Annotated in this window: 16 protein-coding genes (1 of these 16 cut by a window edge); all 16 read left to right on the top strand. The window is 43.1% G+C overall.

Features of this window, described 5'->3' with window-relative positions; genetic code table 11:
- Positions 1 to 4: 4 nt before the first annotated feature.
- The gene (locus KP625_RS05280) at positions 5 to 751 is read left to right on the top strand and encodes a leucine-rich repeat domain-containing protein (RefSeq protein ID WP_238299661.1); all 747 of its coding nucleotides are present in this window, start codon (positions 5 to 7) and stop codon (positions 749 to 751) included.
- 20 nt (positions 752 to 771) lie between these two features.
- Positions 772 to 1,368: a TetR/AcrR family transcriptional regulator gene (locus KP625_RS05275; protein WP_238299660.1), complete on the top strand. Its 597-nt coding sequence runs from the start codon at positions 772 to 774 to the stop codon at positions 1,366 to 1,368.
- Positions 1,369 to 1,442: 74 nt separating this feature from the next.
- Complete coding sequence (locus KP625_RS05270; RefSeq protein WP_177969401.1) at positions 1,443 to 2,501, top strand: iron-containing alcohol dehydrogenase family protein; 1,059 nt, start codon at positions 1,443 to 1,445, stop codon at positions 2,499 to 2,501.
- A 186-nt stretch (positions 2,502 to 2,687) separates the two neighbouring features.
- The gene (locus KP625_RS05265) at positions 2,688 to 3,434 is read left to right on the top strand and encodes a flavodoxin family protein (protein ID WP_238299659.1); all 747 of its coding nucleotides are present in this window, start codon (positions 2,688 to 2,690) and stop codon (positions 3,432 to 3,434) included.
- Positions 3,435 to 3,438: 4 nt separating this feature from the next.
- Positions 3,439 to 4,074 carry a lysophospholipid acyltransferase family protein gene (locus KP625_RS05260; RefSeq protein ID WP_177969403.1) on the top strand — a complete coding sequence of 212 codons (636 nt, stop codon included), beginning with the start codon at positions 3,439 to 3,441 and terminating at the stop codon, positions 4,072 to 4,074.
- A gap of 75 nt (positions 4,075 to 4,149) precedes the next feature.
- On the top strand, positions 4,150 to 4,398 hold the full coding sequence (locus tag KP625_RS05255; RefSeq protein ID WP_021984116.1) for a phosphopantetheine-binding protein: 249 nt from the start codon (positions 4,150 to 4,152) through the stop codon (positions 4,396 to 4,398).
- A gap of 115 nt (positions 4,399 to 4,513) precedes the next feature.
- Positions 4,514 to 6,910, top strand: a complete 2,397-nt coding sequence (locus tag KP625_RS05250) for a beta-ketoacyl-[acyl-carrier-protein] synthase family protein (RefSeq protein WP_238299658.1) — start codon at positions 4,514 to 4,516, stop codon at positions 6,908 to 6,910.
- Positions 6,911 to 7,254: 344 nt separating this feature from the next.
- Positions 7,255 to 7,995, top strand: a complete 741-nt coding sequence (locus KP625_RS05245) for a 3-oxoacyl-ACP reductase family protein (protein WP_238299657.1) — start codon at positions 7,255 to 7,257, stop codon at positions 7,993 to 7,995.
- Complete coding sequence (gene fabZ, locus KP625_RS05240; RefSeq protein WP_177985754.1) at positions 7,995 to 8,441, top strand: 3-hydroxyacyl-ACP dehydratase FabZ; 447 nt, start codon at positions 7,995 to 7,997, stop codon at positions 8,439 to 8,441. The genes KP625_RS05245 and fabZ overlap by 1 nt, the downstream gene beginning before the upstream one ends.
- Positions 8,442 to 8,602: 161 nt before the next feature.
- Entirely contained in the window at positions 8,603 to 9,976 is a 1,374-nt protein-coding gene (locus tag KP625_RS05235) for an SLC13 family permease (RefSeq protein ID WP_177969406.1), read from the top strand.
- Positions 9,977 to 10,141: 165 nt separating this feature from the next.
- The gene (locus tag KP625_RS05230) at positions 10,142 to 11,155 is read left to right on the top strand and encodes an ROK family protein (RefSeq protein WP_238299656.1); all 1,014 of its coding nucleotides are present in this window, start codon (positions 10,142 to 10,144) and stop codon (positions 11,153 to 11,155) included.
- Positions 11,156 to 11,184: 29 nt separating this feature from the next.
- Positions 11,185 to 11,685 carry an NUDIX hydrolase gene (locus tag KP625_RS05225; protein WP_238299655.1) on the top strand — a complete coding sequence of 167 codons (501 nt, stop codon included), beginning with the start codon at positions 11,185 to 11,187 and terminating at the stop codon, positions 11,683 to 11,685.
- 192 nt (positions 11,686 to 11,877) lie between these two features.
- Positions 11,878 to 12,537, top strand: coding sequence for a response regulator transcription factor (locus KP625_RS05220; protein WP_238299654.1), 660 nt, complete (start codon positions 11,878 to 11,880; stop codon positions 12,535 to 12,537).
- Entirely contained in the window at positions 12,534 to 14,009 is a 1,476-nt protein-coding gene (locus tag KP625_RS05215; RefSeq protein WP_238299653.1) for a sensor histidine kinase, read from the top strand. The genes KP625_RS05220 and KP625_RS05215 overlap by 4 nt, the downstream gene beginning before the upstream one ends.
- Positions 14,009 to 14,896 carry a hypothetical protein gene (locus KP625_RS05210; RefSeq protein ID WP_238299652.1) on the top strand — a complete coding sequence of 296 codons (888 nt, stop codon included), beginning with the start codon at positions 14,009 to 14,011 and terminating at the stop codon, positions 14,894 to 14,896. The genes KP625_RS05215 and KP625_RS05210 overlap by 1 nt, the downstream gene beginning before the upstream one ends.
- Before the next feature lie 138 nt (positions 14,897 to 15,034).
- On the top strand, positions 15,035 to 15,411 hold the 5' end (the start) of the coding sequence (locus KP625_RS05205; RefSeq protein ID WP_238299651.1) for a C39 family peptidase. It continues 748 nt past the right edge of the window; 377 of the gene's 1,125 nt are visible here — the first part of the coding sequence; it begins with the start codon at positions 15,035 to 15,037; the stop codon falls past the right edge of the window.

The raw sequence follows: 15,411 nt of genomic DNA, 5'->3' as shown, positions 1-15,411 counted from the left end.
AAGTATGACGCAGGATGAATTTAGCTGCCTTTATGAAGAAAGTTCATTTACCTGTATAATAAAAAAAGGGCTTGCATTGCTCGATGGAGATCGTGTCCGGATTGAACATATCGACAGTGACACGGAGACCTTAGTGCTACCGGATGAACTTCCGGTTACGTTGTTTGATATACAGGGAAAAAGTTATACACGTGTTCTTCCAGTTTCGGAGCTAGGGAAAAAGGCATGCTATGATAAGAAAAATTTAAAGTGCGTACATCTTGGGAAAAACTTGCGTTATCTGGACGATTATGCATTTGCCCGTTGTGAACATCTGGTCGAGGTAGTGGCAGATGGAATGGATGGATTTATAAATCTTCGCTTTGGAAATGGCGTGTTTGATGATTGCGAAAATCTGGAAATCTTAGCACTCAGTGGAGATCGAGAAGCAAAAATTGCAAAACTGCTGGCGGCTGTGCCAAGATTTCTGAAGGCAGAAGATCTGCTGGCTGGTGGCGAGATTGGAACGGATGTCTGGTACGAACGTTGGGATTTTGCCCTGCGTGCATTTTTGAAAGAAGACGATGCCGCAGGTTATATGCAGGCGGTGCTTTTTGGCATACGGAAATTTGCAGACAGGGAAGCGTATATTGCTTATGTGCGGCAGGCGAAATGTGCATTGTGCAGATTGCGGTTAGAATATGGTGAAGAATTGCAGGCGTTTGCACGGAAACAATGTGAGGATTATCTCAGAAAAACAGAACAGATGTAATGTACGGGAAGGAAGATGACATGTCTAAATTCACAAAGCAGGCAATCATGGATGGATTTATCGAACTGTCCAAGCAGATGCCTATCGATAAAATTACTGTAAAAAAAGTAACCGATTATATCGGAATTACAAGGAATACATTTTACTATCACTATCAGGATATCTATGCACTGTTGGAGGAGATTGTTGTCACAAAGGCGAAGAAATTATTTGTCTTAGATGAGGAGAATCTGGAGAACTCGTGGAAGAGTAATATGCGTTTTATTGGACAGTATGGCAAGAAAAATGAAAGCTTTATAAGAAATCTTTACCGGTCGATGGGACGGGATGCATTTGGCGACCAGCTTTTGGAAATCAGCTACGGATCCATTTATCGGAGCGTGCAGGCGTATGCAGAAAAAGAAATGGTGCAAAATCCGGACATCACATACAAGGAACAGGCAATCAAGGATACATCTTATATACTTGCGAAGATGCTTTCGGAAAATGCAGTTGAATGGATACGCGGACGTGTGGAACAGGATCCGGTAGCGCTGATGGAGAAGGCTATTGCAGCAGTGGATGGTGTCGGCCAGGTACTATTGAATAATCTGAATAAAACCCCAGATAATAGATAGAGACAAAACATTAGATTGTTTCAAAAACTTAAGCACAAGAAAATAAAAGGACAGAGTGACAGGAGGGTATACACATGGCAGGATCTCATATTGCGATTCCGACAATCTTGAAGATTGGGAGCGGAACACTTGGAAACGTAGGAAAATATCTGCAATCAAGCGGATTTAAAAAGGCGGTTGTATTTTTTGGCAATGGACTTGTTGAGATGTTTGGGAATACGGTAATGGACTCTCTTTCTGAGGCGGATATTGAAGTACTTTCGTATTGCGAACTGGATACAACGGATATCAAGGATATCATTGATCTTGCATTCACAATTGATGCAAAGACGCAGGTCATCTTAGGTATCGGCGGTGGCAAAGTGATTGATGCCGGTAAATATGCCGCATATCTTAAGAAACTTCCGTTTATCAGCATGCCGACATCCGCATCAAGTGATGGATTTTCTTCGGCAAGTGCATCTCTTCTGGTAAATGGCAAGCGTACTTCTGTGCCGGCGCGTATGGCATATGGTATTGTGGTCGATACCGATGTATTAAAATCAGCCCCGGCGAAGTTCTTATATTCGGGTATTGGAGATATGGTATCAAAGATCACAGCACTTTACGACTGGATTTTCGAGGCAGAGCATGGTGTGTCCGAGGTAAATGATTTCGCTGTGATGATTGCAAAGAAAGCGGTCAACAGCTTTGTGCGGACGCCGTTTGAGAGTATTCAGGACAACCTGTTTTTGAAGGAACTGGTTGATTCACTGGCGATGAGTGGAATTGCCAATGAGATTGCAGGAGGCAGTGCACCAACGAGTGGAAGTGAACATCTGATCTCACATGCACTTGATAAGCTGTTGGAAGTGCCGCAGCTTCATGGGGTACAGGTCGGAATCGCCACCTATGTGATGGCAGTCGTACAAGATCACCGGTATGTGCGTGTGAACAAGATATTTACGGATACCGGTTTTTGGGATTTTGTAGCGACACTTGGATTAAACCGTGCAGACTATGAGGCGGCAATCGATATGGCTCCACAGATTAAGCCGAACCGTTATACCTATCTGCATGAGGAAAAGTATCGGGAGAAAGCAAAACAGGTGCTGCGTGAAGATACGGTGATGAAGCGGGTATTTGGCGAATAAGAACGGATAAAAAGTTGTGCAAATCAGACGGAATGTGTAAAAACTATACACATTCCGTTTTTTGACACTTGTAGGAGATGCGAATATATGCGAAAATAACACAGTGATTTTCTACGTATATACTGGTAACAAACGGATATATGCGAGGAGAATATAGCGAAATTAGAAGATAAAGTGTGAGCGAAGATGAAGATACTTTTGATTAATGGAAGCTTGCGTGGAGAGTACAGCTCTTCCTTAAAAGTTGCCCATGCATTTGTAAAGGGTATGGTGGAAGAATATGGAGAGGACACGGAAGTCTGTGAGGTAGCATTGAAGGACAAGCGGATTGACCATTGTCATGGATGCTTTGCCTGTTGGAAGACAACACCGGGACAGTGCTGTATCCATGACGATATGGACGAGCTCCGGCAGATGGTGATGGACAGCGATATCATTGTTGAGAGCTTTCCGCTTTATTTCTTTGGACTGCCTTCGAAGATGAAGGCATTTACGGATCGTATGATCTCTTATGTAAAGGAGTATCGCGGGAATCCGGGAGATGAGGAAAATCATAGGTTCCTACATAATATGCGGTATCCGGAGCTGGAAAAGAAAAAACTGATATTAGTATCTACATGTGGCTATGAGGTGACAGACAACTGTTACGATGCCGTGTTTGCAGAGTTTGACCGGATCTGCGGAGAAGGGAAATACACGACGGTGCTGGCACCGCAGGGTGGACCGCTCTCGGAGCAGGGCTTTGCACAGAAGGTGGCGCGATATCTGGAGAAATTCACGGATGCCGGCCGCGAGTATGCTAGGGAAGGCTGCTTATCGGATCGTACATGGAATAAGCTGCAACGGCCGTTGCTTGGACACAGTACATTCGAGATGGCAATTAATATGAACTGGGACAACCCGGAGGTTGGTCCTTACGGAAAGCTGGTGTAACATCATGGAGATGCTAAAGAGATTTGCGGCGAAGCTTGCTTTTGCTATTGCAAATGGCGTGATTCGGATTCTCTATCCGCCAAAAGTGACATGGGAAGACAAAAAAGCAGCGAAGGAAGCATTGAAGAAGGGCAGCTGTGTTGTCTATTCTAACCATACAAGTCATGTGGATGGCTTCTATATGACGCGTCTGCTTGGCAGATATAAGGTACACACCTTTGTTGCAAGAGATTGGTACGACAGGAAGAAGATTAACTGGCTGTTCCGGAATCTTCCATATATCCCGATGAACCGGCAGGAGATGGATACAAGCTGGTTGTCTATGGGGCTGGAGAAGATGAATGAGGGCTGTCCGGTCTATATATTTCCGGAGGGACATACAAGCCATACCGGAGTGATGGATGAATTTAAGCCTGGATTTCTGATGCTTGCAAGGCAGGCAGAGGCGCAGGTTGTACCGGTCGTGATTGACGGGGAATTCAAGCTGTTCCATCGTATGCACATCATCATCGGTAAGCCGGTTGAGATGAATTTGAATGAAGAGGGCAGACCATCCGTTGTCTTAAAGAAATATGCCGGTGTCTGCAGAGACAGAATCTATAAGCTGCGTGATACTTATGGCGTAAAGAAACAATCATGATATTTGGAGTGGCAACACTCTTTAAATATACCCGTTTATTCGGGGGAAAATATAAGAAAAGGAAGGATACATAGAATGAACGAAAAAGAGTTAGAAATCGCTGAGAACATTAAAGGAATGCTTTCAAAGAATCTTAGAATCCCTGAGGAAGAATTAGATTATGAAGTTCCATTGTTTGGTGATGGAATTGGACTTGATTCTGTTGATTCCCTGGAGATTATCGCTTGTATCGATTCTGCTTACGGCGTAGCTATGACAGGTGTTGCAAAAGAGCACTTCTACAACATCGAGAGCCTTACAAAGTACGTTGTAGCAAACATGTAATAGGAAGTCATACAAAGAGGGCTGTCCCGAAAGAAAACTTTGGGGCAGCCCTGTGTATTCTGAACAGGTAGATAGGAAACGCGCGAATGCGTGGTGACATAAAAAGGAGATAACAATGGATAAGATTACAAATACACGTTGCGTTGTAACCGGACTTGGTATGATCAGCGCAATCGGAAATAACGTGGAGGAGTGCTTCGCAAATGCACTGGCTGGAAAAACCGGAATTGATAAGGTGGCATCCGTCGATACAACCGACTGTTATGCAAACCTCGGTGCAGAAGTGCATTGTGATACTCTTGATGAGATTGATGAGGCAAAGGAGGTTGACCGTGTCAGCAAGCTCTGTCTGAAGGCTTCGAAAGAAGCACTCGATGATGCCGGTCTTGTGATTGACGAGAGCAATGCCGGTCGTGTCGGTGTTGTCATGGGAAGCTGCGTCGGTGGTGTTGTCAGTGTAGAAAATTATGTAACAAAGGGAGAGCATGCAGATGATATTAATAAGATGACGATCGCCTCTATCGCAAACCATGTGGCAAATATGGCAGGTGCTAAGGGCGTTGTCACAAATGTCGGTAATGCCTGTGCCGCAAGTACGATTAGTATTGCCTATGCATGTGAGCTGATCCGTGCCGGTGTGGCAGATGCGTTTATCGTTGGAGGTGCGGATGCGTTTGCATCTGTTCCTTTCTCGGGATTCTTAGCCCTCCATGCACTTTCCGAGCAGGCATGTTCGCCGTTTAACCATAGCAATGGTATCACACTCGGTGAAGGTTCCGGTGCGATCATCGTGGAGAGCTATGAGCATGCAAAGAAGAGAAATGCGAAGATTTACTGTGACGTGCTTTCGGCAGGTATCAGCAGTGACGCGCATCATATTACAGCACCACGTCCGGACGGACTTGGACAGATGTATGCAATCCGTCAGGCAATCGAGAAGTCCGGCATTGAGCCAAAGGATGTTGCATATGTAAACGCACACGGAACGGGAACTGCGAAAAACGACGAGGCAGAATTCCTTTCCTTACATACAATCTTCGATGAGGCAAATCCGGATTTAAGTGTCAGCTCGACAAAGGCAATGGTTGGACACTGCTTAGGCGCAGCCGGTGCGATTGAGGCTGTATTCGCGATTAAGGCATTGACAGAAAACAAGATTCCGCCAACAATCGGATATTCCGAGGAGGATATCGAAGCACTCGGTGAGAAGGCAGGCACATTCGATTTCATGCCGAATACAATGAAGGAAAAGGATCTTCACTATGTGATGTCCAATTCCTTTGCCTTTGGAGGAAGCAACGCAAGTATCATCTTCTCGAAGGAGCCGGGCAATGTGAAGGAGACAGAAAATGACGAGAAGGTATATATCACAGGTCTCGGTATCGTCAGCCCACTTGGAAATGGTGTAGCAAATTATATCGACAAGATAAATGCACAGGCAAAGCCGGAAGCAGCGTCTGTACATGCAAATGTTGGAAAAGAAGATTACGATAAATATGGCTTGAAGATGGCATTCTACAGAAAGCTCGACAAATTCAGTCTGATGCAGGTGATTTCCGGTCTTGAGGCACTGCAGGAGGCAGGCATCGAGGTGACAGAGGAGAATGCAGAAGAGCTTGGTATGATTGTTGGAACCGGCGATGGTCCGCTTACAACGGTATATGAGTTCCAGGAGCATATCTCAGAGAACGGAACAACCGCAGGCTCTGCCTTCAACTTCCCGAATACCGTTTACAATGCAGCCGGCGGATATCTTTCCATCAAGACAGGTATGCGTGGTTACAATGTGACAGTGACAAATGGTGCACAGTCCGGTATGAGCAGCTTGTGTTATGCATATAACGAGATCAAACAGAATCGTGGCAAGGCAATGCTTGCAACCGGTACCGATGAGAACAGCGAGGTTATGGAGAAGCTTTACGCGAAGCTTGGTAAAGTAGCCGGTGATGTAAAGCAGGCATACGCCGGCGGCGACGGATTCGTGCTTGCAGATGGTAGTACGAGTATCGCGTTAGAGAACGAGATATATGCAGCAAGCCATAATGCGAAGAAGTATGCAGAGGTATGTGGTTATGCCATGACTCACGAAGGAGTTGCTTATGGTGATGTCGCAGGTACCGAGAAGGGACTTGTGAACGCTATCGTAGATGCAGCTGCTATGGCAGGTATCACATTAGATCAGATCGATGCCGTTTACGGATTTGCAAACGGTGCAGATGAAGTCGATACATTGGAACGCCATGTCTATGAAGAAATTTTTGCAGGAAAGATTCCTGTACATCAGGTCAGGGATTATACAGGTGAAGGCAGAGCCGCAAGCTCCGCACTGTCTGTTGCACATGCCGCACTTACATTGTCCGGAGATCTTGCCGCAAGACAGAATGCATACTATGTAACAACAGAAGAGGTAACGAAGGAAGTTGTCGATACATCCGCATACAAGTATGTACTCGCAACAAGCTGTGCCATCGGTGGCAGCTACGCCGCAGTCATCTTAAAGAAAGTGGTATAGTATGGATTATAAAAAGATAATTATAGAGGCAATTGCGAACAAAATGATAAAGTGAATTATATATTTCCAGTTTGTTTCATGAACATATACGATATGTTTGAATATTAGAAGTTCTTAATGTTCTGTAATAATATTAGCCATGTTTGAACACGATGTTCAAACAAGCCGTCATTGAGCCATGGATGGCGAATTGACGGCGGTGGCGCATATTATAGATACATATATCAGAACATTTAGAACTTCTTAGATTCAATACATTGTATATGGAATGAACAAACTGGAAATATATATTCGAGATATGTGGGGTTCGCAATTGTAGAATATACAGAATAAAGGAGAAAAACATGACAAATGGTAAAGTAGCGCTTGTCACAGGTGCGTCCCGTGGAATCGGGCGCGCGTGTGCAATCAAGCTTGGAGAGGCAGGCTACAAGGTAGCTGTCAATTATAACTCAAACGAAGCAGCCGCAAACGAGGTCGTAGAGAAGATCAAGGCCGCAGGCAGCGAGGCAGTTGCTATCAAGGCAAATGTATCCGACCTTGCCGAAGTAAAGGCAATGATGCGTGAGGTAATAAACGCATTTGGACAGTTAGATGTCCTTGTCAACAACGCCGGGATTGTAAAGGATGAATTTGTCCTGATGATGAATCCGGATACGATCAATCAGTGTCTTGACCTGAACATTAAGGGATACATGTATTGTACCCAGCAGGCAGTCTTAAAGATGTTTTCGAAGAAACAGGGCGTGATCGTGAATGTATCATCTGTAAGTTCTAAGCTTGCAGTACCGGGACAGAGTGTATACAGTGCAACAAAAGGCGCTGTAAACTCTATGACAGCCACGATGGCAAAGGAGCTTGCACCATATGGAATCCGTGTCAATGCAGTGGCACCGGGCTTTATCGCAACCGATATGGTAGAGGCATTGCCGGAAGATAAGAAGGAAGAATACTTAAAGGATATTCCGATGAAACGATTTGGCACAGCCGAAGAGATTGGAGATGTAGTTACGATGCTTGCCGGACCTGCATGTTCTTATATGACAGGACAGGTGATTGTATTGGATGGAGGGTTGAGCCTGTAATGATGAATATCAACGAAGTACAAAAAAGAATCAAACAGCGCCCGCCATTTCAGATGATTGAGAAGGTTTTAGAAGTGGAAGACGGCGAATATGCAAAGGGAATCAAATGCGTTTCTGTGAATGAACCATATTTTGCAGGACACTTTCCGGATGCACCGATTATGCCGGGCGTGCTTGTGATTGAGGCGTGTGCGCAGCTTTGCTCGATTACGATGGAGAGTCAGGGCACGGAGGACGATAAGATTTATGTGCTGTTAAAGTGCGAGGAATTCAAGTTCTTAAGACCGGTCATTCCGGGCGACTGTCTGGAGATCGAAGTCCGTAAGGAAAGCGGCGGTGCCGGACTGGTGAAGTTTAATGCGAAGGTAATGGTTGATGGAAAGGTAAAAGCAAAGGGAATCCTTGCATTTACATCCATGAACAAAGAGGATATCTATAACCAATAAAATATACATATTTTGAGAACTCTTTTTAATATGTAAAAAAAGTAAAAAAAGTTGTTCCTTTTTTCGATGTTTAATGCTATTATAATGCAGGTTGAAAAATCAATGTGCAACTTGTCACAGGTACATATGTGGCATAACATAGATTAAAGGAGGACGATGATATGACAGTAGCACAGATTTTGGCTGTATCCATCTTTGTAGTCATGTTTGTGTTGATGGTGCTGGATAAGATTGAGAAGCAGTACATCACACTCGTGGCTGGTGCGCTGACACTGATTCTTGTATTTGGTGTAGCAATGCATAGCATGGACGCGGTCATCGAGACCTTGAATGTAAAGAATATTTTCACGAAGGGATTCTGGATTACATCCGGTGAGGGTTCCGAGGAGTCATCCGGTATCAACTGGGCGACGATTATATTCCTTGCAGGTATGATGGTAATGGTAGAAGGTATGGCAAAGGCCGGATTCTTCCGGTGGTTATGCTTACGCCTTGCGAAGCTGGTGCATTATAAGCCGATACCGCTGTTTGTGACATTTATGGTTATGGCAGCTGTTTTGTCTATGTTCATTGACAGTATCACGGTTATATTGTTCCTTGCTGCTGTTACGATCGAACTTGCGAAGTTATTGCATTTAGATCCGGTACCAATGATTCTGTCGGAGGTATTCTGTGCGAACTTAGGTGGTTCCGCAACGATGTGTGGTGATCCGCCCAATATCATCATCGGAACAGGGCTCGGACTTTCATTCTCAGACTTTTTGACAAATACAGGTCTGATAGCCGGCATCTGTCTTGTTGTAGTTATTATTTATTTCTATCTTGTATATCGTAAGGAGCTGCTGTCCGAGGAGTCACAGGAGCTGGATACATCCAACATCCCGGACCCTTCTACAGCTATTACAGACAAGAAGAAGTTTATCATCAGCAGCGTGATTTTTGCATGTGCAGTGGTACTTCTTGTATCGCACGCATCGACAGGATTGACGGTTGCGTTTATCGGTACAGTTATCGCAATTATTACGCTGGTTACATCGGGAAAAGATGCGTTAGAACTGATTAAAAAAGTAGATTATAAGACACTGTTATTCTTCATCGGATTATTTATTGTTGTTGGCGGACTGGAGCAGACAGGCATCCTGAAGTCTATTGCATCCTTTATTGGTAAGGTCAGCGGCGGAAATGTATACGTAATGGTAGCAATCATCATCTGGATTTCTGCGATTGCAAGTGCATTTGTAGATAATATCCCATTTGCAGCAACGATGCTTCCAATCATCAAGAGCCTGGCAGGCGCAAACCAGCCATTGCTTGATTGCCTTGCATGGACATTATCTATCGGAACTGATATCGGTGGTAGTGCAACACCAATCGGTGCTTCTGCAAACGTTGTTGGTACATCCGTGGCAGCAAAGAACGGTTATCCGATCGGATGGGGCAGATACTGTAAGACAGCCGCTCCGGCGATGATTATCGTCGTTACGATTTCCATGATCGTAATCTTCCTGCGTTACTGTGGTGGCGTAACAATGTAAAGCGTGGATGACAGCATTTGGTTAACAGAATAAGTAATGAAAGAACAGAATACTCCGTGCATCGTTTGTGGTGCGCGGAGTAAACTATATAAGAAAGCACACTGATGTGTGCACATGTTATTACACTGGCATGTAATGACATAAAAAATATAAGGAGGTATGCCTATGTATCTTGTATTTGATGTTGGTGGTACATTTATCAAATATGCCATAATTGACAAAAGTGGTAAAATCTATGAGAAGTATAAGGTTCCCACACCTTTCTGGGAGGGAAAACTGGATGAGAAAGGTGTCGAGATTACACCATATACAGTAAAACCGGAGGTAGGAATCGAGGAGTTTCTGAATCAGATTGATATTATTTATAGCAAGTATAGCAAAGAGTATCAGATTACAGGTATAGCATTGAGCCTGCCGGGACAGGTGAATGTGGCACAGGGAATTGTGTATGGTGGTGGAAGTCTGCCATATTTAGATCGTATGCCGCTTGGAAATCTGATTAGTAAACGTTGTGGAAATGTGCCTGTTGCTTTGGAAAATGATGCCAAATGTGCAGCACTTGCAGAAATCTGGATTGGAAATGCGAAAGATTGTAAGGATGCATGTGTGCTTGTGTTTGGAACCGGTGTCGGTGGAGGTATTGTAATTGATCGTAAAATTCGTCATGGCGTTGGCATGATTGCCGGTGAAATGTCATTTTTGTATGACGGATTAACAAGAGATAACGTGGATAAAATCCTCCCAATCCAGAAGTACGATGGTAAGAAACGGATATTGCCGGATCCCGCAATCTGGACACAGCAGGCATCTGTTCAGTCGCTTCGGATAAAGGTTGGCAAATTGAAAGGCATGGACTGGAAAAATATCAGCGGAGAGCAAATTTACGAGATGGCAGAGACAGATCCGGAAGTGCAGGACATTCTGGAGGATATGTATTTTAATATTGCATGGCATTGTTGTAATTTGTACATTACACTTGCACCGGAGATAATCCTGATTGGCGGTGGTATTACGGCACAGCCAAAATTCCTGGAAGGCATTGTAAAATACGTCACTAAACTGAGACGGTTATCGTATATTTATGATCGTATGAAGATTGACTTGTGTAAGTTTGGAAATGATTCAAATCTGTTAGGGGCTCTCTTTAACTTTTTACAGAAGTATAATCTTGCTCAGTAAGTACATGGCGGAATAACAGGAGGACATATATGGAATTATGGGACATCTACGATCGGAATAAGCAGCGGACCGGACGTACAATGAAGCGAAATGACTGGCATATGCAGCCAGGGGATTTTCATTTGACGGTACTTGGTGTGATCCGTCATGTAAATGGTAAATATTTGATTACGAAGCGCGTTATGACAAAGGCATGGGCGCCGGGACATTGGGAAGTATCCGGTGGTGCGGCACAGGCAGGTGAGGAATCTTTGGATGCTGTAAAGAGAGAAATCAAAGAGGAAACGGGACTGGATGTATCGGATTTTGCGGGTGGCTATGTCTTTTCTTATACACGTGAAAATCCGGATGAAGGAGATAACTATTTTGTGGACATTTATTGTTTCACAGGTGATTTTTCAGAGTCGGATCTGCATTTGCAGAAAGCCGAGACAGATGGTTATATGCTTGCGACAGCCGATGAAATCAAAGAGCTTGGTGTACAGGGAAAGTTTCTTCATTATGACAGTATTAAACAGGTATTTGCATAAAATTTACATAAATTTCGAAAATCCGTTATTTATGATGCTAAAATGATGCAAAAATGATGTATTATAACAGAGAGAAGTCAGGTATGGCCTCTCTCTGTTTTTGTGCAATCAATAAATTGGTGTGATTGTGTATGAAGCATGTATTCGGGCGTAAGCTTGTAGGAGAATAATATATCTGGGAGATGTTTTGGAATGAATCGAATATTAATTGTGGAAGATGATACATCTATTTCAAATGTGATTGACATAAGCCTGCGCAATGCAGGGTATTTATGCGATTGCGTTTATGATGGTATGTCGGTTGCGGATCAGTTGGAAAAAGAAAACTACGATCTTGCCTTGGTGGATATTATGCTGCCCGGACCGGATGGCTTTTCTTTGATGGAGTATTTTAATTATTATCATGTGCCTGTTATTTTTCTGACTGCAATGGGAGATGTACAGGATAAGGTAAAAGGACTGAAACTCGGCGCGGAAGATTATATGGTAAAACCATTTGAAATCATTGAATTGCTTGCACGGGTAGAACGTGTGCTGCGCCGTTATAATAAAGTATCACAGACATTGAGGGTATATGATGTTGAAGTTGATACACAGTCTTTCCGGGTGAAAAAATCAGGGGAAGAAATTCACCTGACGAAGAAAGAATATGAGATTCTTGTTATGTTTATGCGCAATCCCAATGTGGCACTTTTCAGAGAGCGAATCTTTGAAAGCGTCTGGCACGAACCTTATTATGGAGACAGCCGTACGGTAGACCTGCATGTACAGCGTTTACGGAAGAAACTTGGGCTTGAAGAGAAAATCGTACCGGTATATAAAGTGGGATACCGGCTGGAGGTAAAGGATTGAAATTATTCTGGAAATTACTGTTATCAGTTTGCACATGTATGATGCTGGCATTCTCTGTCTGCGGAACTATTCTGATTCGTTCCGGGTTTGAAAGTGCAAGAGAAAAGGATATTCAAAACGGATATGATAATGCATCGATTGTATGTGTGAATCTTGTGCAGAATGCAAATCGAATTGTAAATCTTATTTATCAGGATGAGGCGTATGAGAACAAGAAAAATGTGATCATGCGTCAGGCAGCTCGGTCAACATCCATTCGGAATGCAGGAGAAGAAATACAATTTTCGCTTTGGTCGGATAAAAGAGTGCGGATATTCAGTACAAAAGATTATGTTGAAATGAGTGATTCCATATGCCGAAACAGTCTGGAATCCGGACAGGAGGGGTATTCGATCGTAAAGAATGGAGATCGGTATTTGTTGTATACAGGAATCAGTTTCCAATTCTTAGGACGGGATTACTATGTGGAAACATTTTTGGATATTACAAGAGAATATGAAAAACGGAATGCACAGTTACGGATGTTTCGTGTCATCATGATTATGGTTATGGCTGTGTGTCTGATGCTGGTGGCGATTCTGAATAACATGATTGTCGCTCCGATAAGGAGACTATCGAAAGCAACGAAACTGGTTGCCGGCGGACGGGCGGGTATCCGGATAAAAAAACGCGGAAAAGATGAGATTGGAATATTGGCGGATGATTTTAACCGCATGTCTATGAGCCTGAATAAGACGATGGAGGAATTGAAGGAGAAAAACAGAAGCCAGGAAATGTTTACCAATAATTTTGCACATGAACTCAAAACACCGCTTACCTCTATGATTGGATATGCCGATCTGATTCGTTCGAATCATCTGTCAGAAGAAGATCTGATCACTTATGCCAATCAGATTGTGGTGGAAGGAAAACGGCTGGAGAAAATGTCAATGAAACTTATGGATCTGATTGTATTAAAAAAGCAGGATTTTTTATTTTATGAAATGGATATACAAAATTTTGCAGACACAGTCTATGAGACTCTGCTTCCGGTTGCAGATAAATATGACATTGCACTTTCAGTAAATGTTCAGCCGGCGGTAGTGAAGATGGAACCGGACTTGATGAAGACGGTTTTAATCAATCTGTTCGATAATGCCAGAAAAGCAATGGATGGAAAAGGAAAAATATCATTATTTGGTGTCTGGATTTCTGATGAATACCGAATTGGAATCAAGGACAATGGATGTGGAATTGATGCCGAGAATGTGAACCGGCTGACAGAAGCATTCTATATGGTGGATAAGTCCCGTTCCCGTGCCAATGGCGGAGCCGGACTCGGATTAGCAATTTGCAGTGAAATCGTGAAACTTCATCAGGCAAATTTGCAGATAATGAGCAAAAAAGGTGTTGGAACACAGGTGAGCGTCTGCTTTCCGGAATCTGTATGCAGGCATAGTATGGCGAAAACAGATATGGAGGAAAATGAATAATGGGGAAAACAGGAAATACAAAGAAAATAAATAAGAAAAACACAGAGAAACAACAAGAACGATCACAAAAACATTGGATTCAGAATTTGCTGTGCTCAATTGCGGGCGTGGGGGTGCTGCTGCTTGGTATTTTGGCTCCAAAAACCATATTTGCAATGATGGATAACAGTGAGTTGAATAAAATATATATCCAGGAAGCTGATGTATCATATCTGGATGAGGCATCTAAAATGTCTATGGAAGAAAAACTGGATCTGCTGGATTGGAGAAATATGGAACTCCATGTATCATCCTCATATCCGTCAGATAATGCGTATGCGTTCAAAGGTAATGAAAAATTGCAGGCGCAGGTGCAGATGCAGGTGAAGCAGATGCAGGATATACATTTGCTGCCACAGTTTGATTTTGAGATTGAAAACATGGATGCCGATACGATTGGCTTCAATTATGAAAGCCTGGTGAATCTGGAAAATATGAATCAATACCTGATGCTTGCATATATGACCTATCAGGTGTCTATGGATTATGTGTATATTGAAGTTGACGTGGAAACCGGAAAAATATTAGGGTATACTGTTTACGCGGAAATAACACAAGAGGAGTGGCAGGAACTGTTAAAAGCAGATATTGCACAGTATATGGCAGATAATCTGGGTGTTTCCAAAGCTGTTATCGCAGAGAAATACCAGTACGGTATATACAATGAGAAGGGAACCGTATGTAAGATGGATGAGAATGGGAGCCTGGTGCAGGATTGCTATGATGAGTATGAGTCTGATTTGGATTCGGATATGGAAAGTGTGCAGATAGGTATGTGGATGAAAGAAGGGGATGGAACAGAGGATTCAGGTATTGAAGATATGGATATGTCAAATGTAATTTATTAAATTGTTAAAATAAGCATGGAATAATTTGACGATATGCGGTATATTAAAAAATGATGCAAAAATGATGCGCATTTGAGACAAAAACGATGCATTCGTTATGTAAACTGTTATTAATACATAAAGGAGTGCATGTAACATATGGAAAATAGAGGATACAGACGGAATGAACAGATGGGAAATATGGGTATAATTCCAAATGATTTAAATTCCGTCAGGAGGCGAACAATCTTGCAGGAACGACAGAGAGAAGAAATTAGAAGAAATAACCGAAATAAAAAGATATCGGAACGCAGACGAAGAAAAAGACGTCGGCAAATGAAGGTGTTATGCAGATATGCCTGTATTTTTGTGGCAGTTATTCTGGTAATATGGATGATGAGCCTAAAAAAAGGAAAACATCAGACACAGGATTTATTTAAGCCAAATCAGGCAGCAACGACAGAATCGGTGCAGCAGGATTCCGGTACATTGTCAGATGCTTCTGCGCAGAATACAGTTGCCATTGTAAGTCGGGC

Origin of the sequence: Eubacterium sp. MSJ-33 (genome assembly GCF_022174665.1) — a bacterium.
GTDB lineage: Bacteria > Bacillota > Clostridia > Lachnospirales > Lachnospiraceae > Coprococcus_C.
Note: the sequence above shows the minus strand (reverse complement) of the source record. Positions and strands in the feature narration are given on the sequence as shown.

Coding starts and splice junctions, on each gene's coding strand:
- KP625_RS05280 (WP_238299661.1), top strand. CDS start 5: ATGACGCAGGATGAATTTAGCTGCCTTTATGAAGAAAGTTCATTTACC.
- KP625_RS05275 (WP_238299660.1), top strand. CDS start 772: ATGTCTAAATTCACAAAGCAGGCAATCATGGATGGATTTATCGAACTG.
- KP625_RS05270 (WP_177969401.1), top strand. CDS start 1,443: ATGGCAGGATCTCATATTGCGATTCCGACAATCTTGAAGATTGGGAGC.
- KP625_RS05265 (WP_238299659.1), top strand. CDS start 2,688: ATGAAGATACTTTTGATTAATGGAAGCTTGCGTGGAGAGTACAGCTCT.
- KP625_RS05260 (WP_177969403.1), top strand. CDS start 3,439: ATGGAGATGCTAAAGAGATTTGCGGCGAAGCTTGCTTTTGCTATTGCA.
- KP625_RS05255 (WP_021984116.1), top strand. CDS start 4,150: ATGAACGAAAAAGAGTTAGAAATCGCTGAGAACATTAAAGGAATGCTT.
- KP625_RS05250 (WP_238299658.1), top strand. CDS start 4,514: ATGGATAAGATTACAAATACACGTTGCGTTGTAACCGGACTTGGTATG.
- KP625_RS05245 (WP_238299657.1), top strand. CDS start 7,255: ATGACAAATGGTAAAGTAGCGCTTGTCACAGGTGCGTCCCGTGGAATC.
- fabZ (WP_177985754.1), top strand. CDS start 7,995: ATGATGAATATCAACGAAGTACAAAAAAGAATCAAACAGCGCCCGCCA.
- KP625_RS05235 (WP_177969406.1), top strand. CDS start 8,603: ATGACAGTAGCACAGATTTTGGCTGTATCCATCTTTGTAGTCATGTTT.
- KP625_RS05230 (WP_238299656.1), top strand. CDS start 10,142: ATGTATCTTGTATTTGATGTTGGTGGTACATTTATCAAATATGCCATA.
- KP625_RS05225 (WP_238299655.1), top strand. CDS start 11,185: ATGGAATTATGGGACATCTACGATCGGAATAAGCAGCGGACCGGACGT.
- KP625_RS05220 (WP_238299654.1), top strand. CDS start 11,878: ATGAATCGAATATTAATTGTGGAAGATGATACATCTATTTCAAATGTG.
- KP625_RS05210 (WP_238299652.1), top strand. CDS start 14,009: ATGGGGAAAACAGGAAATACAAAGAAAATAAATAAGAAAAACACAGAG.